Here is a 23,350-nt window from a genome sequence, read left to right on the forward strand (position 1 = left end):
TGACCATAGGGGACCGTTCGCCATGTAACAAGCGCTGGGGTCACCTCCACCTGTTACCCCGCCGGCAAGCGCTTGCCGCAGTTAGGCGGAGAGTGGGCGGGTGATAGCGCGGCGCATTCGTCGCGCGTTCACTGGCGGATGGCGATGGTCACCGAACCGATTCCCGGAACCACTGTCCCCGAACGGCGGGTGACGCAAACCCATCGCCCGGGTCCGACGGCGGAGACGGTCAGGCCACCGCGGCGGCGACCGAGGCGCGCAGCTCCGGCAACCGGTCGTGGATGAGACCCGGGCACTGGGTGGAGTTGAAGTCGTTGTGTCCGTAGATCTGCGCGGCCGGAATGGCGTACTGCTGGCAGATGAACGCGCACAGAGTGACCAGGCTGTTCCACAGGGCCTGCGGCGGCTGCTCGGTCAGGTACGTTCCTTCGTTCTCGATGCCGATCGCCTGGTCGTTCTGGCCGACGCAGTGCGCGCCCTCGACCATCGTCTGCCCGTGCAGCAGCGCGTAGAGACTCCCGTTGCGACCCTCGGTGACCCAGCCGCCGCGGCTGTTGGTGAAGTGCTGTCCACTGTCGATCCAGCCGTTGACGTCCATGTGCAGGTTCTGGATGTCGCGCGAGTTCTGGAAGGCGTGCGCCTGTGAGTAGTCCGTGGAGTTGGCCATCGCCGTGTGATGAACGATGATCTTGTTGGGGCGGTTCTGCACGATGGTCAGCGGTCCGGACGGTGGCCGCGCTCCCCATTGCCCGCCGCCGGCGATGACCGGCTGGTCGACGTGGGCCGAAGCGCTGTGGGCGCCGACGGTGAGCAGGGACGCGGCCGCGGCTCCGGCGCCGAGGGCAGTGCCGCGCAGCAGGGTACGGCGGTTGAGGGGGGACATGGCAGCTCCTCATCACCCTATGTGAATTTATCGATGTGATCATAAAGGGAGCCGGTTCGGCCCGTCGAGAGGCCGGGCGCGCCCGGGACGGGTGGCTCGCCGGGTCAGCGGCGGCTGAACACCCACCGCCGCGCCGCGGTGTACGTGAAGACGGCCACGCAACCGGCGGCGGTCAGTCGGGCCAGCCGGAAATCCAGGCCGAGACCGGTCAGGCCGGTGGTCACCCCCAGGGTCAGGCCGTAGTCGCAGCAGATCACCAGGAAGTACCGCAGTGCCTGGCCGGCGACGGGGGCGTGCGAGCGGAAGTTCAGGGTGCGGTTCAGCACGAAGTTGAGCGCGAACGCGCACAGGTAAGCGATGCTGACCTCGGCCGCCTCCGGCAGGCCGGTCCACGCGTGCAGGGCGCTGAGCAGTGCGAGGTCGACGAGAAACGTGAACCCGCCGAGGATCGCGAAGCCGACCAGTTCCCGGGGCAGGACCCGGCGCAGCCGGGGTGGCAGGCGGTCCAGCGCCCGTACCAGTGCGCCGTCGACCCGCTCGACCAGCCGGACCCGCGTCGCCGGCCGCTCCCGTACCCCCGTCACCTGACCATGATGCACGCCGGAGCTTCCGCGCTCCGGCGTTTCGCCCAGCCGGACACGCGGCATTCACCAGAACGTCGATCACTGTTATGCCGGCGGGTCGGGAGCCGCCAGGTGGTCGATAGTATCGAGTAGCATCAATTCATCGCCGCCCGTACCCACAACGGCAGGAGGACGAGATGAGAGCACCGCACCGCCGCACGGCCGCGGCCACCGCCGTTCTGGTCACCGCCGCCCTGGCGGTCGTGACCGGCGGCTTCGTGGTGACCGGCGACCTCGTGGGGACATCGGTGGCGGCCCAGGCCGCGACCACCGGGTGCCGGGTCGACTACCGGGTCACCAGCCAGTGGTCCGGCGGATTCGGCGGCGACGTCACTATCACCAACCTCGGCGACGCCGTCACCGCCTGGACCCTGACCTGGACCTTCGCCGCCGGTCAGAGCGTCACCCAGGCATGGAACGCCACCGTGACCCAGAGCGGGACCGCGGTCACCGCGAAGAACGTCGGCTACAACGGCACGATCGCCAGCGGCGGCACCGCCAGCTTCGGCTTCAACGGGACCTGGACCGGGAGCAACCCGGTACCCGCGGCGTTCACGCTGAACGGCACCCCGTGCACCGGCCTCCCGACCGCGACACCGTGCGCCACCCCGTCGGGCGGCACCCAGCCGACGCCGAGCCTCACCCCGAGCCGTACCCCCACCGGCGCGCCGACCACCCCGTCGAGTAGGCCGTCCACGAGCGGCCCACCCGGCTCGCAGCCCCGGGTCACCATCTGGATGGCGGGCGACTCGACGATGATGAACCCGGTGGGAGGCGTCTGCCCGGTCGGTTGGGGCAGCCAGTTCGCGCCCTACTTCAACAGCAACGTGACCGTCGTCGACAGCGCGGTCGGCGGGCGCAGCATCCAGACCTGGCTGTACGACCCGAACGTCACCACCACGATGAACTCCGCCGGTGAGTGCGTCGTCAGCCCGGCGACCTACTCGGCCCGGTGGCAGGCCATGCTGAACTCGTCGACGGGTATGAAGGCCGGCGACTATCTGTTCATCCAGTTCGGCATCAACGACGGGGACAGCACCTGCAACCGGCATGTGGGATCGGCGCGGTACAAGGAACTGCTCGGGGTGATGGCGGCCGCGGCGGCGCAGCGCGGCGTGCGTGCCGTGTTCCTGACCCCGGTCGCCGCGATCACGTGTAGCGGGAGCGTGGCGACCGGGAACCGGGGATTCCTCGCCGAGACGTTCGACGCCGGTGCCGCCGCCGGCGTACCCGTCATCGATCTGCACAAGCTGAGCTACACGCTGTACAACACCCTCAAGTTCTGTCCGAACAACGGCGACTACACCTCGGGCGCCGTGGGCGCGTTCTTCTGCGACGACCACACCCATTTCGAGACGCAGGGTGCCCGGCAGATCGCCGGTGTCGTGGCCACCGCGGTACGGAATCAGCAACTCGGCCTCGCCGCGTACCTCCGGTGACGCGTCCGGGCTCCGGTGCCTCGTGCCGGAGCCCGGACCCGCGCGGGGATCAGGCCACCGCGCACGCCGCCGCGTTGAGGGTGAAGCCGGCCGGCTCGCGGTTGGTACCGGTCTGGCTGGCCAGGAATCCGAAACTGGTGGAGCCGCCGGGTGCGATGGTCGCGTTCCAGCCCCCGTCGGTCGCGGTCACGGCCGCCCCGTTCTGCGTGACGCTCGCGTTCCATGCCTGGCTGACGGTCTGGCCGTCGGGGAACGACCAGCCCAGCGACCAGCCGTTGACGGCGACGGTACCGGTGTTGGCGATGACCACGTCGCCCTGGAACCCGCCCTGCCACTGGCTGGTGACGGTGTAGGAGACCGAGCAGCCGGCCGGGCCGCCACCGGTGCGCGTCGGGGTGGGGGAGGCCGTGTGAGAGGACGTGGGGGAGGCCGTGGGGGAGGCTGTGGGGGAGGCGCCCAGCCGGGCGGCGATGATCGGAGCCAGGCGGTCCGCGACGGCCCGGTGCCCGGCGTCGTTCGGGTGTACCGAGTCGGACAGCTGGGCGGAGGTCAGCCAACCCTCGGTGTTGACGTAGACGACATCGCTGTCTCCGGCGGCGTTGCGGGCCTGCACCGCGGCCTGGGTCTGGGCGGCGAACCGCTGGCTGAAGGTTTCCAGGGCGAAGACGACCGCGCCCGGATACTTCGCGCGGACCTCCTCCAGCAGGTGGGTGTACGACGACTGGAACTGCGGCGTGTGTACGCCGTGGCCACTGTCGTTGGTACCGAGATTGATGACGACGGCGTTGGCCTGGTACCGGCCGAAGTCCCAGTCGGGTGTGGCCGCGTTGGGATCCAACTTGAGGAACTGGTTCTCCAGTCCCACACAGCCGTCCGCGGTGGCGACCAGGCACGCGCCGCCCTGGGCGATCTGGGTGTGCCGGGTGCCGAGCCGTTCGCCGATCAGCCAACCGTAGGCGGTCAGCGCGTTCTCGGTGGTGGTCGTGCCCACCGTGATGGAGTCGCCGACGAACTCGATCAGCCTCGCCGGCACGGTCGCCGGGTAGGTGTGCGCTCCCGGGTCGAGGGTCAGACCCTGGAAGACCGCGTCGCCGTGGTACGAGCCGGCCACCACGCGGTACGACACGCGCAGGGTGTGGTTGCCGGCGGCCAGCCGGGTCGGGGTGAGGTTCACTGTGCCGGCGACGTTGGTGAGGTAGACGTCGGGTCCGCCGTCGATGCTCGCGTACAGGTCGATCGTGTTGCGCTGGTTGAGCTTGACGGTAGTGCCGGTGAAGCCGGTCGTGAAGTACGCGCCTGCCCAGTAGGGGACGTAGGCGGCCGGGTTGCGGGTGTCCCACCGGCCGACGAAGGCGATGTTCGGGTCCACAGGCGAACCGTCACCGGCGGCGGCGTGCGCGCCCGGCGTCACGGCCACGAATCCGGCGAGCAGCGCGGTGGCCGCTACCGCGAGCGTCACGGCGAGCGTCGTCACCGCTCGTCTGGGTCGTAGATACATGAGTGCTCCAGGGTCATTCGTAGGGCGGCCGGCCGGCGTCCGTCGCGCGTCCGGTGACCCGGATCCAGCGGCTCCCGGACGCGAGCTGTCCATGGCGGACAGTCCGCCGTGGACGGTCCGTCGCGCGGACAGTCCACCATGGACGGTCCGTCGCGAGCGATCCATCGCGGACGGTGCATCGCGAACAGTCCACCGTGCGACGTCCGACGTGGACGGCCCGTCGCGAACAGTCCGGCGTGGACGATCCGGGCGTGGACGGTTCGGCGCGGATCGGCGTCCGGATACCGCCGGCGACCGGCGGGTGGGTCGGCACACCAGCTCGACCGATGGTCTCGCCCGGCCCCGGACTCCCGGGCTGGCTCGGCTACCAACCCGGTTGAGCTGGCAATTGTTACCGTTCACATCGACACTTGTCAAGCCCTGAGTGATACGTCGGCGGGTCGTGCCGAACTGTCGTGAAGCGTCACCGCGGACATTGACGACATAGAAGTGCATCGATACGATTCGGGAAAGCGTTTTCACCCGCGTCCCCTCCCGACCAGCGCGATGCTCGGATCGTGGTGGGGCCCACGGCCATCCCGTTTCCGACCAGTCTGGCTCGGCGCGTCTGACGCCGCGCCGCGACCCAGACCAGTCGTGCGCCGCGGACCGTACCGCGTTGCGGGGACGCCCACGTCCCAATCGGAGGTTGCTCATGCTGTTCCGCAAGGCGGTACCGCCTGCCTCTCAGCGACAAGAATCCACCGCGACACCACCGTCCGGGCGGCGCTTGCGACCGGCCCGGCTCGGCGCGTCTGGTGCCGCGCGACGACCCGGACCAGTCGGTTCCTGGCGTACCCCGACCGTCGCCGTCGGGATCCTCGCCATGGCGCTGGCCGGCGTGACGATCCACGCGCCTCGGGCGATGGCCGCCACCTTCAACCAGGAGGGTTGGTCGACCATGGCCGGGGGCACCAACGGCGGCGGTACCGGTCCGGTCGTCACCGTCACCAGCCTCTCCGCCCTCACCAGCGCCGCCGCGTCCAGCACCCAGGAGACCATCAACGTCAACGGTCGCTTCACCTGTTCCAGCGACGTGCGGGTGGCCTCGAACAAGACAATCTACGGCGTCGGCTCCAGCTCCGGCCTGACCGGGTGCGGGCTGAACCTGAGCAACGTCAACAACGTGATCGTCCGCAACCTGGTGATTTCCAAGGTACTGGCCGGCAACGGCAACGGGGACGCCATCCACATCCAGAAGTCGACCCACCTGTGGATCGACCACAACGACCTGTCCAGCGACACCTCGCACGGGACCGACTACTACGACGGCCTCATAGACATCACCCACGCGGCCGACTACATCACCGTGTCCTGGAACAAGGAGCACGACCACATCAAGTGCGACCTGGTGGGGCACGACGACGGCAACGCCGCCGAGGACACCGGACACCTGCGCGTCACGTTCCACCACAACTGGTTCAACAACTGTGACCAGCGTGGCCCGCGGGTGCGGTTCGGCAACCCGGTCCACGTGTACAACAACTACTACTACAACAGCGGCACCTACGGCGTGGCCACCACCTGCAACGCGGGCGTGTACGTGGAGCGCAACTACTTCGAGAACACCCCGAACACCGTGGTCACCTCCACCGGCGACTCGCCGGCCGGCAACGTCAAGCTGCTCAACAACTACCTCGTCAACTCCGGCACGCCGGCGACCCGCAACGGCGCCAGTGTCGCGGCGATCCCCTACGCGTACACGGTCGACGCCAACAACAGCGTCAAGTCGATCGTGACCAGCGGCGCCGGTACCGGAAAGGTCTGACCGGTACCGCGACCCGGGCCGTACCACGCGGATTTCAACTTCGCGGGGTACGGCCCGGTGCGTTCGGACACGGTCCGGGTTCAGCTCGAGGTGATGGAGAAGCTGTTGCAGACGAAGCTGGACTGGCCGGCGGTGCCGGAGATCTCGAAGCCGAACTGGATGTCGCCGACGGTCACGTCACCCCACCAGCCCTGGGTGCGCAGCCAGTTGAGCACCGCGAGGACGTCGTTGGAGCCGGAGTTGGTGGCGCTGGTCCGCAGGAACGAGTAGACCTGGTTGCTGCCGTTCGAGCCGCGGTACACGTTCCAGGTGCTGCCGCCGGCGCTGACGTTGCGCGCGTCTGGGACGGCGCCGTTCGAGTCGTAGGACGACGCGATCGGGCCCACCGCACCCTTCTGGTTCTCCCAGATCATCACCTCGTACGCGTTGTTGTTGGCCCAGATGTCGTACGCGGTCTCGTAGTCACCGTCGCTCGGCACGGTGACGTTGAACGAGCTGCTCACCGAGCGGAGCGAGCTGAGCGCGCGGTTCAGCGTCTTGCCGGTGTGCGGGTACGACTTGACGCCGCTGGTACGCGGTTGGGTCGAGACGACACCCCAGTTGGTACCGGTACGTGCCCAGATCGTCTGGGAGCCGGCGCCACCGCCCCAGACGTCGTTGTTGAGCGTGTAGCCGTTGTTCGTCCAGGAGTCGAACGATCCGGTGGCCACCCAGGCGGCATCCGACGGGATGCCGTTGCCGGGCGGCGGTGTCGTCGGGCCGCCGGTGGTCCGCGACGGGCTCGGCGTTGGCCCGGTGGAGTTGGACACGCCACCGGTGCAGGCGGTGCCGTTGAGCGAGAAGCTGGTCGGCGCCGGGTTGCTGCTGGTGAAGCTGCCGTTGAAGCCGAACGAAGCGGTCGCGTTGGTGGCCACCGAACCGTTGTAGCTGACGTTCTTCGCGGTGACCGCCGAACCGCTCTGCGTGACGGTGGCGTTCCATGCCTGCGTCACCTGCTGGCCCGCCGGGTAGGACCAGGTCAGCGTCCACGAGCTGATCGGGTCGCCCAGGTTCTTGATGGTGAGGTTCGCCCCGAACCCGCCCGGCCACTGGCCGCTGAGCGTGTAGGTGACGCTGCAACCGGTGGCCGCCGACGCCGAGGGTCCGGTGAAGACCAGTCCCCCGATCGCGGCCAGCGCGGCCGCCATGCCCATTGACAGGGCGAGAGTTCGCCGTCTCATGGCCGTCCCATCTTTCAGGCGGATCGCCACGGGGACGTCGCCGACGGCCGCGAGATCGGCGATCGCCACGGGCGACCCGACGGATTGTTTGTCGTATCGACAAACATAAATCAGAGGATAGGCCGGGTCAACCGCTCGGCGTCCCGCGGGCTGCGCGGCGGCGTCAGGCGGCCATCGGCGGGTCTTCGGGATGGCCGCTTGTCCGGGAGCGGCCCCTCCTGCCGCAACGCGGCAATCAGCCCGGCAGCCGCCGACATCGAGGTGAGCGCGGCTGGCGGTCAGCTCTCGGACCCGGTCAGCTCTTCGGGCGCAGCGTGTTGACCCGGCTGACGGACTGGTCGATCTGTGCCTCGGTGAGGTGCCCCTGGCGGACCAGGTTCACCACGTTGTCGAGCGTCTCGTCGACGATGTTCGGGTCGTACACCTGCTGGTTGCCGAACACGAGCAGATTGACGCCGGCCTCGAGCGCGAGCGCGACGGCCTGGTCCCGGCCGAACGTGCTGGAGATCGCGACGGCCTGCATGTCGTCGCTGACCACCGGTCCCTTGTAGCCCAGCTTGCCGCGCAGCAGGTCGGTCACGACCGCGTGGGACAGCGACGCCGGTCGGGTCGGATCGAGCTGCTTGTTGAGGATGTGGGCGGCCATGACCGAGTCGGCGAAGCCGGCACTGATCAGCCTCCGGAACGGTTCGAGCTCCTTGGCGTTCCAGGTCGTGCTGACATCGACCACGGCGAAGTCCGTGTTGCCGGTCGCGCTGCCCAGGCCGGGGAAGTGCTTGAGTACGGTCTTGACGTGGCCGGCCCGGTGCACCCGGATCTCCTCGGTGGCGTTCTTCACCACCACGTTCGGGTCGGCGGAGAAGCTGCGGTCCAGTTCGCCGATCGCCGGGCTGTCCGGATTGACGTTCAGGTCGACGACCGGTGCGTAGTTGAGGTTGACACCGATCTGGGTGAGGCTGTGCACCATGCCCTGAGCCCAGCTGTGAGTGGTGGCCGTGGAGTTCGCGGCACCGATCTCGGCCTCCGATTGTGTCGCCGGGAAGCCGTCGCTCGGGTTGAGCCGGGCTATCTGGCCGCCCTCCTGATCGATCGAGACGATGAGCCGCCCCCCGGGTGAGGCTCCCTTGAGCGTCTTGATCAGCGAGGTGACCTGTGCCGGTGAGGTGATGTTGCGCGGGGCGTTGGTGTGAAGTTCGCGGTCGAAGAGGACGACGCCGCCCAGGCCGTTCCGGATCGCCTGCATGATCCAGTCGTTGCGGCTCACCGTGTCGCCGCGGAAGCCGACCACGAGCAGGCCGGCTACTTTGCGGCGCAGCGCGGCTTCGTCGATTTTGGGCGTGGGCTTGGACCTCGGAGGCCGAGGCCGGTCGGCCGGCGCCGGTGTGGGCGCTTTGGTCTCCGAATCGCAGCCGGCGACGCCGGCCGCCACCGCGGCCGACCCGATGCCCGCGAGCAGCAGCCGGCGACTCAGCTGGGAATCGCTCACCTCACCCACGCTACGGTCGCGCCGGCAGCGCCGGAGGCATACCGTGGCCTACGATGCCGGTTCCACCGTTCGCGGGACGGGGCCGCCGGGCGGTGCCGGTGCCGGGTCGGTGCCAACACCGATCGGTGTCAACGCCGGGTCGGTGCCGGCGACGTCGTGGCCCTCCGGATAGCGAGCGCTGGCGGGCGGCGACCATCGAGTGGCGGGCCGAGAGGGGCGCGGAAGATGGACAGCTTCACCAACGCCGGATTCAGCTTCGAGGTCAGCGACACGCCGGCGGCCGGCGACGGGGGAGCGGGTGACGGGGGAGCGGGTCAGGTGGCCGTGCTCCTGCATGGCTTCCCGGAAGACCGCCACAGCTGGGACGGGGTGGTTCCGGCGCTGGCCGCCGCCGGCTACCGGGTACTCGCGCCCGACCAGCGCGGGTACTCGCCGGGAGCCCGGCCGGCCGCCCGGTCGGCGTACACGCTCCCGCGACTGGCCGAGGACGTGCTGGCGCTGGCCGACGCGGCCGGGGCGGAGCGGTTCCACCTGGTCGGCCACGACTGGGGTGCGGGCCTGGCCTGGTACGTGGCGGCCACGCACCCGGACCGGCTGATCTCGCTGACCTCCCTGTCGGTACCGCATCCGGCAGCCTTCTCGAAGGCCGTCACGTCCAGCGACCAGGCGGCCCGCTCCTGGTACATGGCCGCGTTCCAGGTTCCCTGGGTGCCCGAGTTGGTGCTGTCCCGCGGCCGGGGCGAGGCGATGCGGAACCTCCTGATCCGCGCCCGCCTGGATCCGGACAGTGCGGCCCGGTATGCGGCCCGGGCCGCCGTGCCGGGCGCGATGCGCGGCCCGCTCAACTGGTACCGGGCGCTGCCCCTCGGGCTGCGGGAGCACATCGGCCGGGTCAAGGTACCCACGCTGTTCGTGTGGAGCGACGGCGACCGCTTCGTGACCCGGACCGCGGCCGACCTCTGCCGTCGCTACGTGACCGGGCCCTACCGCTTCGAGGTGTTCGAGGGCGCGTCCCACTGGCTGCCCGAGGAAGTGCCCGAGCGGGTGGCCGCCGCGCTGCTGGAGCACTTCGCGAGTGCCCCGGGCGCCGGGCCCGCGGACGGCGCCGGAACTACCCACGGCGCCGGGACTACCGACGGCGCCTGATCTGCCTATGGCGGCCTGATCTGCCGGCGGGTCTTGCCCCGCGTGATCAAAAATAGCAGGATCGAGAAATGACGATCTCCCGCAGAGGCGTCCTGCTGGGCGCGATGGGACTGCCCACCTCCCTGGCGCTCGCCGCGACCGCACGGCCGGCGTCCGCCGCTCAACCCGCAGCCGGCACCGACGACCACACCACCGACGACCCCGCCACCGCGTACGTCGATGTCTCCGTGGCCACACTGTGGGTCTCGCCCGGCACGGACCGGCCGGTCGACCTGCCCTCGACCACGAACCCGGCCGACCCCGCCGGGTGGATGGCGGCCATGAGCCTCGCCGACCGGGTGTGGCTGGTCGGGGAGCTCGAGACCCAGGCCAGTTACGGCCAGGCCGTCCGGATCCTGGCTCGGTCCGGCGACTGGGTGAACGTGGCGGTGGTGGGGCAACCCACGCCCCGCAACCCGCTGGGGTACCCGGGCTGGATGCCCGCGGCGCAGCTGACCACCGGCCGCGGCTTCGCCCCTCTCACCGGCCGGCCGTTCGCCACTGTCATCGGCGACACGGCGAAGCTGTATCACACTCCGCACCGGATCGAGCCGTTCCTGGAGCTGAGCTTCAACACCCGGCTGCCGGTGCTGTCCCGGACGCCGGACGGCGTGCACGTGGCCACCCCGGCCGACGGTCCGAAGTGGCTGCGCCGCGAGGATGTCGCGGTCTACGACACGGTCGCCGACATCCCGCGCCCGACCGGCGGTGACCTGGTCGCCACCGCGAACAGGTTCGTCGGGGTGCGGTACCTGTGGGCCGGCGTGTCCACGTACGGGTTCGACTGCTCGGGCTTCACCAGCACCGTCTACAGTGCGCACGGCATCACGATCCCCCGGGACGCGGGTCCCCAGCACGATGCCGGCGTCCCGGTCGCCAGGGAGGACCTGCGGGCCGGAGACCTCATCTTCTTCGCCCACAACAACGGCATGGGCTCCATCCACCACGTCGGCATGTGCGCCGGCGACGGCGACATCATCGACGCGCCCACCAACACCGCGACAGTGGAAGGCGGTGTGGAGCGGGTGAAGCTCGCCGAACACCGCTACATCAAGGAGTACGCGGGCGCCGTCCGCTATCTGTGAGCTTCCGTTCTCTCAGCTTCCCGCCGATGCTCCCACTCACCGCCTGTGGGAGCCGGCCGCCCGCTTTCCCGACATCTGCTCGGTGACGGTCGGCCGCCGCCGCTTCTAGTCTGCTCGGTGCGCCGAACGGTCGCGGTCGCCGGCCGGGGCTCGTGTCGCGGCGCGAGGAAGGGTGAGTTCGCATGGGCTCTGCGCGCCGGGTCTCTGGGTTCCGGGTCTCTGGGCACCGTCGCTGGTTGGCCGCCGCGAGTGTCCTCGGTGCGCTCGCCGCACCCGTGGTGTTCGCCGGGGTTCCCGCCGCCGCGCGGGCGGCGTCGCCGGCGATCGTGGTGCGGGATGAACAGACGCAGGTGGCGTTCGGCTACACCGACGCAGTCCGCCAGCGGGTCTGGGTCGAGTCCGACTTCGACAGCGACGGTGACGGCAGCGACGATCGGATCGCGGTCGACATCATCAGGCCGGCCGCCACCGAGCAGGGCCTGAAGGTGCCGGTCATCATGGACGCCAGCCCGTATTACACGACGCTGGGTCGGGGGAACGAGTCGCAGCTGAAAGTGGACGACGCGAACGGCGACGGGCTGCTGGCGCAGTGGCCGCTGTTTCTCGACAACTACTTCGTGCCGCGCGGGTACGCGGTGGCGCTGGTCGACATGACCGGCACCGGCCACTCGACCGGATGCCCGACCGTGCAGGGCGAGACGGACAACATGGCGGCCGTCGAGGTGATCGACTGGCTGAGTGGCCGGCGCACCGCCCACGACAAGGACGGGGTGGCGGTCACCGCGGCCGGCTGGTTCTCCGGGAAGACCGGCATGATCGGCAAGTCGTACGACGCGTCGCTGTCCGCGGCCGCGGCGGTGACCGGCGTACCGGGCCTGACCACCATCGTCGACGAATCCGGCCCGTACGACTACTACGACTACACCCGCAGCAACGGCGTCATCCAGCGCGGCAACCACTACCTCGCCAGCCTGGCGAACACCGTCACCAACCCCGGCAACCTAGCCCCGGCTCCCGGCACCTCGCAGGCGCACTGCCTGGCGACCCGCAACGACCTGTCGGCCAACGACGGAGACGCGACCGGTAACTCCTCGGCGTTCTGGGACGAGCGGAACTACGTCAAGGACGCGGGCAAGGTCCGCGCCAGCGTCCTCGCGACGCAGGGCATGGAGGACGAAAATGTGCGGCCGGACCACTTCAGCAAGTGGTGGTACGCGCTGTCGGCGCTGGGCGTGCCGCGCAAGGCGTGGCTGATGCAGGTCGGTCACGTCGACCCGTTCGACGTCAACCGCTCGGCCTGGGTCGACGAACTGCACCGGTGGTTCGACTACTGGCTGTGGGGCGTACCCAACGGCGTGATGGACGAACCCCAGGCGACCGTCGAAACCCACCCCGGCCAGTGGCAGAGTGAGGCGAGCTGGCCGGCGCCGGGCTCGGAGCCCACCCAGGTGTTCCTCCAAACCGGACCCGATGCCGGACAACTCGGCCTGGCACCGGCGACCGGTACGGAACAGACGACCACCTTCACCGACAGCGCCACGCAGCGCGAGACCACGATGCTCGCCAACCCCACGACGGTGACCGCCAACCGGCGGGTCTTCCTCTCACCGGTACTGAACGCGCCGTTACGCCTGTCCGGCACCGCGCTCGTCCAACTCGCGGCCTCCGTCGACGCGCCCGAGACGCACCTGGGTGCGATCCTGGTCGACTACGGCCCGGCGTTCCCGCGCGTCGTCGACAACATCAACAACAACGGTGTCACCACGCTGTCCACGTCCGACTGCTGGGGCGAGAGCAGCCCCACCGACAGCCCGTGCTACAAGGACGTCGGTGAGCTGATCGACACGACCAGTACCGCCTGGCGGGTTTCCAAGGGAATCCTCGACGGCGAGCACCGCACCTCGCTGTCCACGCAGACGCCGCTGGTACCCGGGCAGGTCTACCCGTTCAGCTTCCCGTTGCTGCCGCAGGACTACACGTTCCCGGCCGGGCACCGGATCGGTGTCGTGGTCGTCGGCAGCTACCGGGACTACGGCAGCACCGCGTCCACGACCGCGGCGGACATCACGCTTTCCCTGAAAGCGAGCCGCATCGTGCTGCCGGTCGTGGGAGGTCGGCAGGCGGCGACCGCGGCCGGCCTGTCGGGCAGCGCGGACACCACCACCTCGGTCAGCCAGGACGCCGCGGCCACCGGGTACGGCGACTCGGCGACCTTCACCGCGACGGTCGCGCCCCGGGACGCCGCGATGGCGCCGGCCGGGCTGCCCGGCTACGTGGCCGGCGCCCTGCCGGCCGACGAGGCCGCGGGCTTCACCGGACTGGGTACGCCGACCGGTACGGTGCAGTTCGAGGACAACGGCACCCCGATCGGCGCGCCGGTGCCGCTGCACGACGGGACGGCCCGGTACACGGCCTCGGACCTGCTCCCGGGTGCGCACAGCATCACGGCGGTCTACTCCGCCGGCGGGCCGTTCGGCGGGAGCGGCAGCGCGGCGCTGAACCACGACGTCACGATCGGCTTCGAGAAGGTCGAGGCGATCGTCGCCGCGGACAGCTCGGATCCCGCGGTCACGAGGGCTCTCAACGGTCTGCTCTCCGCCGCGGCCGGCGCACCGAACCGGCACATCCGCGACAACCTGCTGAACGCGTTCGAGCGCCAGGTCAGCGCGGAGTCGGGCGGGGCGTTGACCGCAGCGGAGGCGGCGCTGCTGACCACTCTCGCCGAGGCCCTGAAGTAGTTGCTCCGCCCGCCGAATCGTCAGCGACCGTCGCGAAGTATGGACACCGCGGTGATGATTGATACTCCGCCGAGAAACAGCCCGGCTGACCACGCGGTGAGGCGCCACGCGCCGGGCCTGCTCGGCTTCAGCATCACCCGCAACGCTATCGCGAATGCCGCGACCAACGGTCCGGTGGCAGCTATCCATGCCGTCCAGAGGAATGGATCGGGCGAAAGCTCGTCGGTGTGGCCGGTGACGAGCTTGTAGACCACGAATCCGAGAGCGATGAACATCAGCAGGTCGATGCCGATGACGGCTCGCGCGATGTTCCATCGCGTCGTGCGCCAATTGTCTGGCTGGTTGCTTGTCACCGCGGGCTCCCGGGCACGGTATCCAGACTGGCCGATGGATGATAGCGGGTCTCCCCGGCGCGAGTGCTGCGCGGGCGGCAACAGGTTCTTCGAACGGACGACTCAGCCGAATGGTGGATCGGGTCAGCCGTACGGCCCGTGCCGGAAATCAGCCGCCGATCTGGCCGGCCGGTCCATGCACCCGTGAGCCGGGGCTGGAACCGTAGCGGTACCAACCGAAGGGTGCCACGGCCGCATGGCCAGACCGGTCGGAAACGGAAACGGGGGACTGCGATGAGTCAGGAACAGCGGAACCAGTTGAGTCGGCGCCGCTTGCTCGCGGGTGCCGGCGCGGTCGCGGCCGGCAGTGCCGGCCTGGCCGGCGCGGTGGACGCCGATAAGGCTGAGGCCGCGCCGGCTGCGCCGCAAGCGACACAGGCGGCCGGGCCGGAGCCGGCGGCGTTCGGGCCGGTGACGGTGCGGCCGGGCGACCTGCGGTACGACAATCTGGTGCGTGGCAACAACTTCCGGTACGTGGGCCGGCCCGATGAGATCCGCGTGGTGGGCTCGACCGATCAGGTGGTACGCGCGGTGTCGGACGCGGCGCACTCGGGCCGGCGGATCGCGGTGCGCAGCGGCGGCCATTGCTTCGAGAACTTCACCGCCGACCCGGCGGTGCGCATGCTGCTGGACCTGTCGCCGATGGACGCGGTCGGCTATGACCCCGGCCGGCACGCCTTCTCGGTGCAGCCGGGTGCCACGCTCGGGCACGTGTACCGGATGTTGCACAAGGGCTGGGGCGTCACGATCCCGGCGGGTGGCTGCCCGGAGGTGGGCGCCGGAGGGCACATCGCCGGCGGCGGGTACGGTCCGCTGTCCCGCAGGTACGGGTCGGTGGTAGACCACCTGTACGGCGTGGAGGTCGTGGTCGTCGACCGGGACGGTACCGCCCGCGCCGTCGTGGCGACCCGCGAGCCGGACGACCCGAACCACGACCTGTGGTGGGCGCACACCGGCGGTGGCGGCGGCAACTTCGGGGTGGTGACCCGGTACTGGCTGCGTTCCCCGGGGGCGACCGGCACCGATCCGTCCCGGCTGCTGCCGGCCTCGCCGCGGAAGATGCGGGAGTGCCTGGTCGTCTGGACGTGGAACGAACAGATGACCGAGCAGGCGTTCACCACCCTGCTGCGCAACTACGGCACCTGGCACGAGCGCAACAGCGCGCCCGGATCGCCGTACGCCGGGATCTACGGGGTCTTTCTCCTGTCCCACAAGACCGCCGGGAGCTTCGAACTGGCCATCCAGGTCGACGCGGACCTCCCGAACGCGGACGGCATGATCAGCGATTTCGTGTCGGCGGTGACGGCGGGCGCCGGAGTGGACCCGGTGCTGAACGAACGGCGGACCAGGCCGTGGCTGCACATGGTGACCTGGCCGGGCACCGGCGAGCCCGGCGACCAGATCAGCCGGCGGTACAAAATCAAGGCCGGGTACCTGCGCCGGTCGTTGACCGACACGCAACTGGCCACCGTCTACCAGCACCTGACCAACGCCACCGGCGGCTCGGACAGCGGCATGCTGCTGATCGGGTACGGCGGCCAGGTGGGCGCGGTACCGGCGGACAGCACCGCGACCGCGCAGCGGGACGTGGTCATGAAGGCGGTGTACCAGTCGATCTGGACCGACCCGTCGCAGGACGCGGCGAACCTGACCTGGGTCCGCGAGTTCTACCGTGACGTGTACGCGGCCACCGGCGGCGTGCCGGTACCCGATGAGGTCAGCGACGGTTCCTACATCAACTATGCGGACGCGGACCTGGCCGATCCGGCCTGGAACACCTCCGGCGTACCGTGGTCCACGCTCTACTACAAGGACAACTACCCGCGCCTGCGGCAGGTGAAGGCCCGCTGGGATCCGCGCAACGTGTTCCGCCACGCGCTGGCGATCGAACCATAGGCGGCCGACCGTTCGTGCTCAGTACAATGCAACCCGCGTCGACCGGCCCCGACCATCCGGCGCGTGCGGTGGCGTTGAGCACGAGACGGGAGAAGCCCAGTGGCGGTAGTGGGTAAGTTGCTGAAGAACCGACGGGCCGGCCAGGAGGGTCTCGCGTGGCACTCACCGAACCTGGCCGGCCCGGGGACCCTGGAGCTGACCAGCCCGGATTTCGGGAGCGAGGCGACGATTCCCACCGTCCACGCCGGCAAGCGGGTCGGGGGACAGGACCTGTCGCCCGCGCTGGCGTGGGCCGCGGCACCCGAGGCGACAGTCCAACTGCTGCTGGTCGTCGAGGATCCCGACGCCCCCACACCCGCGCCGTTCGTCCACTGTGTCGCCCTGCTCGACCCGTCCGTGACCGGCCTCGCCGAGGGGGCGCTCGACGCGACGGCCCCGGCCGCCGGTGTGCGCGTCCTGCGGTCCGGCATGGGCCGCGGATACCTCGGCCCGGCCCCGATCAAGGGTCACGGCCCGCACCGGTACGTGTTCCAGGTCTTCGCACTCGGCAAGCCGGTGACCGCGACGGCGACCGGCGGGGCCCTCGACTCCGCCAAACCGCGCGACGTGCTGGCCGCCGCAGGCGACGTTCTCGCCCGCGGCCGGTACGACGGGTTCTACGAACGAGCCTGAGCCGCTGACGACCCGTTCGCGCACTCGCGGTCCCGTACCATCTGATCGACATACGTCACCATGCGCCGTCCCCGCGGTCGGCGCCGACAAGGAGGTCGACAGTGGGGCGACACAGGTGGTTGAGGGGAACGCTGGCCGTGCTCACGGTGCTCGCGGCCGGGGTGTACTCGGTAACCGTGCACCCTGGTCGGGCGGCAGCGGCCGCGGCGTTCGCGCACATCGACGCCTCGGGGTTCATGCTCGACCCGGCAGGCAGCTTCAAGCACTACGGCGACATCATCAACCGGATCGAGGCGAGCAAGAAGGTCACGATGCCCGCGTCGCTGGCCGCCGCGGTCGACGGGCCGCAGGACTTCCACCCGACCTGGGGTCTGTGCCACCCCACCGGCATCAGCTCCACCCTGAGCCCCACCGGATACTGCTGGGATCCGGCCGACGACGACTGGGACACCGCGAACTGGCGGCCGCAGGGGATCAGCGGCTCCTGGGACGCGCAACCCAACCTGGTGTGGGGCGGTCGGAAGTTCGCCTTGGCCAGCTGGCACGGCATCCAGGACAGCGACGCGTTCGCCCGGCTCACGTTCGTGGACTACACCGACACGGCGAACCTGAAGTTCCGTGATGTGCTGCTGGTGGTTCCGGTGGACACCGGAGGCGTGGACAACTTCGCGCCGTTCGACTGGAACCACGCCGACGGTGTGACCTGGTACGGCAACACGCTGCTCGTCGCCAACGGCGGCCGGCTGCACGCGTTCAGCCTGAAGCACCTGTGGACGATGACCCGCTCGGAGGAGGAGATCGGGTTCGGCGCGGACGGCAGCCAGGCGCCCAGCGCCCGGTGGCACCGGTACGCGCTGCCGGAGGTCGGCGAGTACTACCCGGACTACACGCCGACCGACGGCACGTACATCGCGTGCAACGTGATCACCGGTACCCGCCCGTGCCTCAACTCGCTCAGCCTCGACCGGCGGGGCAGCGCCCGTGACACGATGGTCTCGGCGGAGTACGTCGCGGCGAACTCCGCCGGTGGGCGTGCGATCCGCTGGCCGATGGATGTCAACACCGCGCTCCCGCTGTTGAGCGCGGACGGCAAGGTACACGCCGACGAGGCGTTCAGCTCGCCGATCTGGCACATGCAGGGTGTCGCGAGCGACGGCACCAACTGGTTCATCTCCGGTACCTGCGCCTCGGGCACGGGTACCTGCATCCACAAGGCGGTGCCCGATCAGGCGCCGCACCAGCAGGCGCAGGTCAACGGTGGGCTGGAAAACCTGTCGTACCAGCCCAGCTACAACGGGTCGGCACCCCGGCTGTGGGGAGTCAACGAGGGCAACAACCGGTTCGTGTTCAACATCAGCGTGCCGTGAGCGGGCGCTCGACGCGTCCCAGCACGACCAGTTCGCTCGCGTAGTCGCCGGACAGCGACGGCCGCAGCCCGTGACGGGTGAGAAACGACCCGCTGTACTCGACGCCGGTGTCAGCGTCCCGATAGCTGGCACCGGTGCCTACGACCGGGAGGCCGACAGTGTTGAATGTGATTTCATGTGACCATGATTGAGCGTATCCACCCTGAGGGCTTCCCGGTCCCGGCCGTACCGCTGTCGCACGCCACCCGCGCCGGGGACTTCGTCTTCGTCTCCGGACAGACCGCCACCGCCGAGGGCGGCGGCATCTACATCGGCGATTTCCGCCGCGAGGTCACCAGCGCCCTGGACAACGTCGAGGCGGTCCTCGCCGCGGCCGGTGCCCGGCTCGACCAGGTGGTCAAGATCGGCGCGTTCCTGTCCAACGCCACGCTGTTCGCCCCGTTCAACGAGGTCTACCGGGAGCGGTTCGGTGCCGCGCCGCCGGCCCGTACCACCGTGGTTCTGGACTTCGGCCACCCGGACGTCCGGGTCGAGATCGAGGCCATCGCGTACCTGGGGTGACCCGCCGGCTCGTGCGTCCCAGGTCGCGTCGAGCTCCTGGTTGCCGTTCAGTACGCCGAGGGCGACGGTCTGCGCTGTGCGCATCGCCACCGGTTTCAGGTGCATCTCGGCCTCCGCAAGGTCCAATGTGGACACATACGCGCTGGTCAGCCGCTGCACCTTGTGACCCAGCCGCTACGCCGGCCGGTCGTCCACGCGTACCACATACTCCATTCAGGACAGTAGCGCGAGCAGCCGGACCCGTAGTTGGCCGATGCGGTCTCGTGTCGGCATGGCTAGGCGGTGACGTCGCCATCGGCGACCACCCGCGGCTGTGGCCCCGACACAATCGGCCGGCCGGAGGCGCGTCACGGGCCTGGCCGCGAGTCGAGGCCCGGCCGGACTCGCGAGGGGTCAGGGCGTGGCCGGCATGGTGACCGACGCGTGCAACGGCAGGTCCGCCGAGCTGTCGCCGACGCTGAGCGGGTACGTGCCGGCGACCGTGCGCCACGCCTGCGCGGACGAGTTCCAGACCGTGAACGCGTCGCGGTCCAGCGTCAGGCTGACCGTCCGGGTCTGGCCCGGGTCCAGGGACACCTTCCGGAAGGCCCTCAGCTGGTTCGGCGGTTCACCGGCGGCAGGCGGGTAGCTCAGGTAGACCTGGACGACGTCGGCGCCGGCCCGGTCGCCGGTGTTCGTCACGTCGACCGTGACCGTCACGTCGTGGTGGTCCGCGGCGGGGGAGACCGTCAGCTGGCCGTACCGGAACGAGGTGTACGACAGCCCGTACCCGAACGGGAACAGCGGCCGCACGTGCTGGGCGCCGTACCAGCGGTAACCCACCCGCAGCCCTTCGGTGTACGACACCGTGCCGTCGACGCCCGGAAACTGCGCCCGGCTGCCCAACGGCCCGGTCGCGTCCGAGGCGGGGAACGTGACCGGCAGCTTGCCCGACGGGTTCACGTCGCCGAACAGTACGGCCGCAAGAGCGTTGCCGGCCTCCTCGCCCGGGTACCACGCCTCCAGCACCGCCGGTACCGCGCCGAGCCACGGCATCAGCACCGGCCCGCCGCTGTCCACCACGACCACGGTATGCGGGTTGGCTGCCGCCACCGCCGCGACCAGTTGGTTCTGGTTGCCGGGCAGGGCCAGGCTCATCCGGTCGCTGCCCTCGGACTCCTGGTCGCTGACCACCACGACGGCGACATCGGCCGCGGCGGCCCGTTGCACGGCGGTGCCGGTGTCGCTGCCGTCGTAGGAGGTCACGGTGACCGCCGAACCGGCGCGCCGCCGGATGCCCTGCGCCGGGGTGACCGTGTACAGCGGGTTCACGTGCGAGCTGCCGCCGCCGGCAGGCGGCGGCGACTGCGCGCAGCGGCCGATCACCGCGATCGAGTGCACGGTCGCCGGGTTCAGCGGCAGCTGCTTGCCGGAGTTCTTGAGCAGCACCGTGCCCTGCTCGCTGACCGCCCGGGCGACCCGACCGCCGGCCGCCGCGTCGATCGGACCGGGCCTGACCGGGTGGTCGAACAGGCCGAACCGGATTTCCGTGGCCATCCGGCGCTCGATGAGGGTGCTCAGGCTCGACTCGCTGACCTTGCCGTCGAGCACCGCCTGCCTCAGATCGCGGTGGTACGGCCCGGCGGCGGCCAGCTCCAGATCCTGCCCGGCCTGTACCGAGCCGACGGCGGAGTGCGTGGCGCCCGCGTCGGACTGGACGAACCCGCCGAATCCCCACTGGCCGCGCAGCACGCGGTTCAGCAGGGGCGCGTTCTGGCACATGAACTCGTCGTTGACCGACGGGTACGCGCACATGACCGCCGCCACGTCGCCCTGCTTCACGGCTGCCTCGAACGGTGGCAGGTAGATCTCGTGGAGCGTGCGGTCGTCGACCTTCTCGTTGATGGTCAGGCGGTCGGTCTCCTGGTCGTTGGCGACGAAGTGCTTGACCTCGGCGAGCACACCCTGCGACTGGATCGCGTGGATGTTCGCGACGGCGAGTTGCCCGGCCAGGTACGGATCCTCGCCGTAGTTCTCGAAGGCCCGGCCGCTGCCCGGTACCCGGACGATGTTCACGCTCGGCGCTTCCAGCAGGCTGTACCCGGAATTCGCCGTCTCCCTGCCCTCGACCGTGCCGTACCGGCCGGCCAGGTCCGGGTCGAAGCTCGCGGCCAGGGCGACCGGCGCGGGCAGTGCCGTCGCGCTGGCCTGCTTCGGTGTCGTTCCGCTGCCGAGCCCGGCCGGCCCGTTGGCGATCCGGAAATCCGGGACGCCCAACCGGGGGATGCCGGGCACCAACCGGGCGATTCCCCCGCCGCCCCTGCCCGCCGCGCTGGTACTGACTTGCGAGAGCTTCTCGTCGAGCGTCATCCGGGCGACGAGCTGCCGGGCGCGCAGCTGCGGCGACTCCGTCGTGCGCAGCCACGGGCGGTCATTCGAGGAGGCGCCGTTCGACGAGGTGGCGTCGGACGAGGTGACTCGGTCGATGACGACGCCACCCGCGGCCAGGACGAGACACCCGGCCACGACCGGGACGAACCTGAGGTACGTGCTCTTTTTCATCCTGGCCGCCTCGCAGGTGTCCGGGGTGAACCCGATTCGCGGTTCCCGCCTGGCGGACGGACTCCGAACGCTGTCGAGGGACACACTAAGGGGCGTGTCTGGGAGCCGCCGGCCGCCGGGCTCCGGTAGCCACCGCGTCACCGCTGACGGTGGGCGCCCGCGCGGCCGGGTGGGAGCATGGGGGAATGCCAGCCATGGCCGGTGGCTACGACTCGAATGGACCGGGACCGGCCCGGCGGTTGCTTGCCGCGCACCGGGCGGCCACCGACTTCTATCGCGGGCACCTGCTGGACGAGCCCCGTGCGACGGCGTACCTGGACAGTCGCGGCATCGCCCCGGCCGTGGCCGTCGCGCGACCGTGGACGGTCGGGTACGCGCCGCGGGGCTGGACCGGCCTCCGGGACCACCTGCGCGGCATCGGCTTCACGGATGCCGAGTTGCTGGCCGCCGGGCTGATCACGACCGGCCCCCGGCGCGGCCCCATCGACGCGTTCCGCGACCGGGTGGTGTTTCCCATCCGCGACTCCGACGGGTACGTGGTGGCCTTCATCGGCCGGGACCTGTCCGGCCGGCCGGGTACCCCGAAGTACCGCAACACCGCCACCACACCGATCTACCGCAAGAGCGAGCTGCTCTACGGGCTGGCCGAGCAGTTCGGCGGTGGCCGCCGGCCGGACGCCCTCCTCATCGTGGAGGGGCCGGCCGACGTGGTCGCGGTGGCCGGGCTGTCCGCGACTGGGTCGGTCGATGCCCACCGGGATCCCGCCGACCGGTATTGCGCCGTCGCCCCGTGCGGTACCGCGCTGACCGCGGCACAGGTCGCGCTGCTCGCGTCGGCGGTGGAGCCGGGTACCCCGGTGGTGTGCGCCTTCGACGCCGACGTGGCCGGTGCCGCCGCGACGGAGCAGGCGTACCGGCTCCTGCGCGACTGGCCGGGCCCGGTGGAGGCGGTCGTGTTGCCGGACGGCGCGGACCCCGCGTCGGTGGTGGCCGGCGGGCCGGCCGGTGCCCTGGCCACCCTGCGGCGGGCGCGGGTGCCGCTGGCCGACCTGATCCTGGACCGCCGCCTCGCACCGCACCTGGCCCGCCTGGAGGCCCGGCTGACCGAGCTGGCCCGCCTCGGCCGCGACCCGTCGTCCGAGTCCCGGCAGCTGGGCGTGGACGCGGTGCACGCGCTGGCCGCGCTGCTGGCCGAGGTCGCCGACGCCGAACCGCTGCACGCGGCACAGTTGCTCGCCCGGATGAGCGTCCGGCTGGACCTCAATCCCCTGACGGTGTTCGAGGCGGTCTACCCGCCGTCGCCGTGATCCGCCGCATCAGGTCCAGTTCGGTGTCGTAGATGTGCGCCGACTTCACGGTCATCGTGAGCGTGCCGATCCCGGCGCCCAGCTCGCCGGCCACGCGGCTGTGCAGCGCGGCCAACTCGACGAGGTTGGCGTAGCCCTTCGTGCCGAAGTCGATACCGTGCGCGTACACGGCCAGTTGCAGCCGGCCGTCGACGATCCAGAAGTCGAGCAGGCTCACGCACGGGACGTAACTGGTGTCGGTCAGCGGCTGGAACGTGGTGATCGTCGCGTCGCGCGCCCACGGGTTGGCGGCCAGCCGGTCGATGACCCACCGGACCTGGTCGCGGCCCGAGCGGGCGTAGTCGTACAGGCGGGTCGCGTAGCTGTCGGCGTCACCGAGTTCGGCCACCCGGGAGTGGTCCGTGAAGTTGGTGTGCATCCAGGCCAGGCGCTCGGGGTCGGCGTGGGCCGCGATGATCGGATCGTCGGCGCTGGGGGAGCGGACGTCGAGGGTCGCCCGGAACACCTCGGTGAGAGGCGCGCCCTCCCAGTTCCCCGGGACGCCGTCGGCCAGGATCTCCGTCGCGATCCCGAGCCATGCCTCGCCCAAGGTTGTCACGTCGATCCGTACCGGTCCGTCGATCTTGCCCATGAAGGAAATGTACTGGCAA

19 protein-coding genes are annotated in these 23,350 nt (G+C 70.3%); 10 read left to right on the plus strand and 9 right to left on the minus strand.

From position 1 onward, the window contains the following. Positions 1-229: 229 nt before the first annotated feature. Positions 230-883 (minus strand): peptidoglycan recognition protein family protein, encoded by a 654-nt coding sequence (locus Raf01_RS12610; RefSeq protein ID WP_203918014.1) that lies wholly within the window; start codon positions 881-883, stop codon positions 230-232. Positions 884-987: 104 nt separating this feature from the next. Further along, positions 988-1,467: a GtrA family protein gene (locus Raf01_RS12615; protein ID WP_239133558.1), complete on the minus strand. Its 480-nt coding sequence runs from the start codon at positions 1,465-1,467 to the stop codon at positions 988-990. Between the two features lie 176 nt (positions 1,468-1,643). On the opposite strand from Raf01_RS12615, the gene Raf01_RS49480 reads away from it, so the two are divergent. Beyond that, a complete protein-coding gene (locus Raf01_RS49480; RefSeq protein ID WP_239133559.1) occupies positions 1,644-2,945 on the plus strand; it encodes a cellulose binding domain-containing protein in 1,302 nt (433 codons plus the stop codon). 49 nt (positions 2,946-2,994) lie between these two features. Here Raf01_RS49480 and Raf01_RS12625 read toward each other — a convergent pair whose 3' ends face one another. Beyond that, positions 2,995-4,443 carry a cellulose binding domain-containing protein gene (locus Raf01_RS12625; RefSeq protein WP_275412981.1) on the minus strand — a complete coding sequence of 483 codons (1,449 nt, stop codon included), beginning with the start codon at positions 4,441-4,443 and terminating at the stop codon, positions 2,995-2,997. 694 nt (positions 4,444-5,137) lie between these two features. Here Raf01_RS12625 and Raf01_RS12630 point away from each other — a divergent pair. After that, positions 5,138-6,250: a pectate lyase family protein gene (locus Raf01_RS12630; RefSeq protein WP_239133560.1), complete on the plus strand. Its 1,113-nt coding sequence runs from the start codon at positions 5,138-5,140 to the stop codon at positions 6,248-6,250. Positions 6,251-6,330: 80 nt separating this feature from the next. Here Raf01_RS12630 and Raf01_RS12635 read toward each other — a convergent pair whose 3' ends face one another. Both Raf01_RS12635 and Raf01_RS12640 read right to left on the minus strand, forming a co-directional pair. Then, positions 6,331-7,470, minus strand: coding sequence for a glycoside hydrolase family 12 protein (locus tag Raf01_RS12635; RefSeq protein ID WP_203918016.1), 1,140 nt, complete (start codon positions 7,468-7,470; stop codon positions 6,331-6,333). A 295-nt stretch (positions 7,471-7,765) separates the two neighbouring features. Then, positions 7,766-8,956, minus strand: a complete 1,191-nt coding sequence (locus Raf01_RS12640) for a glycoside hydrolase family 3 N-terminal domain-containing protein (protein WP_239133561.1) — start codon at positions 8,954-8,956, stop codon at positions 7,766-7,768. Between the two features lie 225 nt (positions 8,957-9,181). Here Raf01_RS12640 and Raf01_RS12645 point away from each other — a divergent pair, with 225 nt between their 5' ends. From Raf01_RS12645 to Raf01_RS12655, 3 genes are all read left to right on the plus strand, one after another. Next, positions 9,182-10,102 (plus strand): alpha/beta fold hydrolase, encoded by a 921-nt coding sequence (locus tag Raf01_RS12645; RefSeq protein WP_203918017.1) that lies wholly within the window; start codon positions 9,182-9,184, stop codon positions 10,100-10,102. 68 nt (positions 10,103-10,170) lie between these two features. Next, positions 10,171-11,226, plus strand: a complete 1,056-nt coding sequence (locus Raf01_RS12650; protein WP_203918018.1) for a C40 family peptidase — start codon at positions 10,171-10,173, stop codon at positions 11,224-11,226. A 236-nt stretch (positions 11,227-11,462) separates the two neighbouring features. Beyond that, positions 11,463-13,964 carry a CocE/NonD family hydrolase gene (locus tag Raf01_RS12655; protein ID WP_203918019.1) on the plus strand — a complete coding sequence of 834 codons (2,502 nt, stop codon included), beginning with the start codon at positions 11,463-11,465 and terminating at the stop codon, positions 13,962-13,964. A gap of 20 nt (positions 13,965-13,984) precedes the next feature. On the opposite strand, the gene Raf01_RS12660 is transcribed toward Raf01_RS12655, so the two are convergent. Further along, positions 13,985-14,317 (minus strand): hypothetical protein, encoded by a 333-nt coding sequence (locus Raf01_RS12660; RefSeq protein WP_203918020.1) that lies wholly within the window; start codon positions 14,315-14,317, stop codon positions 13,985-13,987. A gap of 273 nt (positions 14,318-14,590) precedes the next feature. Between Raf01_RS12660 and Raf01_RS12665 the strand changes: the two genes are divergently transcribed. From Raf01_RS12665 to Raf01_RS12675, 3 genes are all read left to right on the plus strand, one after another. Next, complete coding sequence (locus Raf01_RS12665) at positions 14,591-16,252, plus strand: FAD-binding oxidoreductase (protein WP_203918021.1); 1,662 nt, start codon at positions 14,591-14,593, stop codon at positions 16,250-16,252. Positions 16,253-16,351: 99 nt separating this feature from the next. Then, complete coding sequence (locus Raf01_RS12670; RefSeq protein WP_203918022.1) at positions 16,352-16,924, plus strand: YbhB/YbcL family Raf kinase inhibitor-like protein; 573 nt, start codon at positions 16,352-16,354, stop codon at positions 16,922-16,924. Between the two features lie 101 nt (positions 16,925-17,025). Then, on the plus strand, positions 17,026-18,291 hold the full coding sequence (locus Raf01_RS12675) for a hypothetical protein (protein WP_203918023.1): 1,266 nt from the start codon (positions 17,026-17,028) through the stop codon (positions 18,289-18,291). Here Raf01_RS12675 and Raf01_RS51295 read toward each other — a convergent pair. Next, positions 18,278-18,463 carry a GH36 C-terminal domain-containing protein gene (locus Raf01_RS51295; RefSeq protein WP_505973664.1) on the minus strand — a complete coding sequence of 62 codons (186 nt, stop codon included), beginning with the start codon at positions 18,461-18,463 and terminating at the stop codon, positions 18,278-18,280. The two genes, Raf01_RS12675 and Raf01_RS51295, sit on opposite strands and share 14 nt — an antisense overlap. An 11-nt stretch (positions 18,464-18,474) precedes the next feature. Here Raf01_RS51295 and Raf01_RS12680 point away from each other — a divergent pair, with 11 nt between their 5' ends. Continuing rightward, positions 18,475-18,852 (plus strand): RidA family protein, encoded by a 378-nt coding sequence (locus tag Raf01_RS12680; protein WP_203918024.1) that lies wholly within the window; start codon positions 18,475-18,477, stop codon positions 18,850-18,852. A 393-nt stretch (positions 18,853-19,245) separates the two neighbouring features. Here Raf01_RS12680 and Raf01_RS12685 read toward each other — a convergent pair whose 3' ends face one another. Then, entirely contained in the window at positions 19,246-21,393 is a 2,148-nt protein-coding gene (locus Raf01_RS12685) for a beta-glucosidase (RefSeq protein ID WP_203918025.1), read from the minus strand. A 185-nt stretch (positions 21,394-21,578) separates the two neighbouring features. On the opposite strand from Raf01_RS12685, the gene Raf01_RS12690 reads away from it, so the two are divergent. After that, positions 21,579-22,700: a toprim domain-containing protein gene (locus Raf01_RS12690; RefSeq protein ID WP_203918026.1), complete on the plus strand. Its 1,122-nt coding sequence runs from the start codon at positions 21,579-21,581 to the stop codon at positions 22,698-22,700. Here the strand turns inward: Raf01_RS12690 and Raf01_RS12695 are convergent. Beyond that, positions 22,654-23,331, minus strand: a complete 678-nt coding sequence (locus Raf01_RS12695; RefSeq protein WP_203918027.1) for a thymidylate synthase — start codon at positions 23,329-23,331, stop codon at positions 22,654-22,656. The genes Raf01_RS12690 and Raf01_RS12695 overlap by 47 nt on opposite strands. Positions 23,332-23,350: the final 19 nt, after the last annotated feature.

The sequence above is a fragment of the Rugosimonospora africana genome, assembly GCF_016862975.1.
Classification (GTDB): domain Bacteria; phylum Actinomycetota; class Actinomycetes; order Mycobacteriales; family Micromonosporaceae; genus Rugosimonospora; species Rugosimonospora africana.

What these genes read in the sequence shown, in the direction of transcription:
- Raf01_RS12645 (WP_203918017.1), top strand. Translation starts at nt 9,182, where the DNA reads ATGGACAGCTTCACCAACGCCGGATTCAGCTTCGAGGTCAGCGACACG.
- Raf01_RS12690 (WP_203918026.1), top strand. Translation starts at nt 21,579, where the DNA reads ATGCCAGCCATGGCCGGTGGCTACGACTCGAATGGACCGGGACCGGCC.
- Raf01_RS12625 (WP_275412981.1), bottom strand. Translation starts at nt 4,443, where the DNA reads ATGTATCTACGACCCAGACGAGCGGTGACGACGCTCGCCGTGACGCTC.
- Raf01_RS12685 (WP_203918025.1), bottom strand. Translation starts at nt 21,393, where the DNA reads ATGAAAAAGAGCACGTACCTCAGGTTCGTCCCGGTCGTGGCCGGGTGT.
- Raf01_RS49480 (WP_239133559.1), top strand. Translation starts at nt 1,644, where the DNA reads ATGAGAGCACCGCACCGCCGCACGGCCGCGGCCACCGCCGTTCTGGTC.
- Raf01_RS12665 (WP_203918021.1), top strand. Translation starts at nt 14,591, where the DNA reads ATGAGTCAGGAACAGCGGAACCAGTTGAGTCGGCGCCGCTTGCTCGCG.
- Raf01_RS12635 (WP_203918016.1), bottom strand. Translation starts at nt 7,470, where the DNA reads ATGAGACGGCGAACTCTCGCCCTGTCAATGGGCATGGCGGCCGCGCTG.
- Raf01_RS12650 (WP_203918018.1), top strand. Translation starts at nt 10,171, where the DNA reads ATGACGATCTCCCGCAGAGGCGTCCTGCTGGGCGCGATGGGACTGCCC.
- Raf01_RS12630 (WP_239133560.1), top strand. Translation starts at nt 5,138, where the DNA reads ATGCTGTTCCGCAAGGCGGTACCGCCTGCCTCTCAGCGACAAGAATCC.
- Raf01_RS12680 (WP_203918024.1), top strand. Translation starts at nt 18,475, where the DNA reads ATGATTGAGCGTATCCACCCTGAGGGCTTCCCGGTCCCGGCCGTACCG.
- Raf01_RS12610 (WP_203918014.1), bottom strand. Translation starts at nt 883, where the DNA reads ATGTCCCCCCTCAACCGCCGTACCCTGCTGCGCGGCACTGCCCTCGGC.
- Raf01_RS12695 (WP_203918027.1), bottom strand. Translation starts at nt 23,331, where the DNA reads ATGGGCAAGATCGACGGACCGGTACGGATCGACGTGACAACCTTGGGC.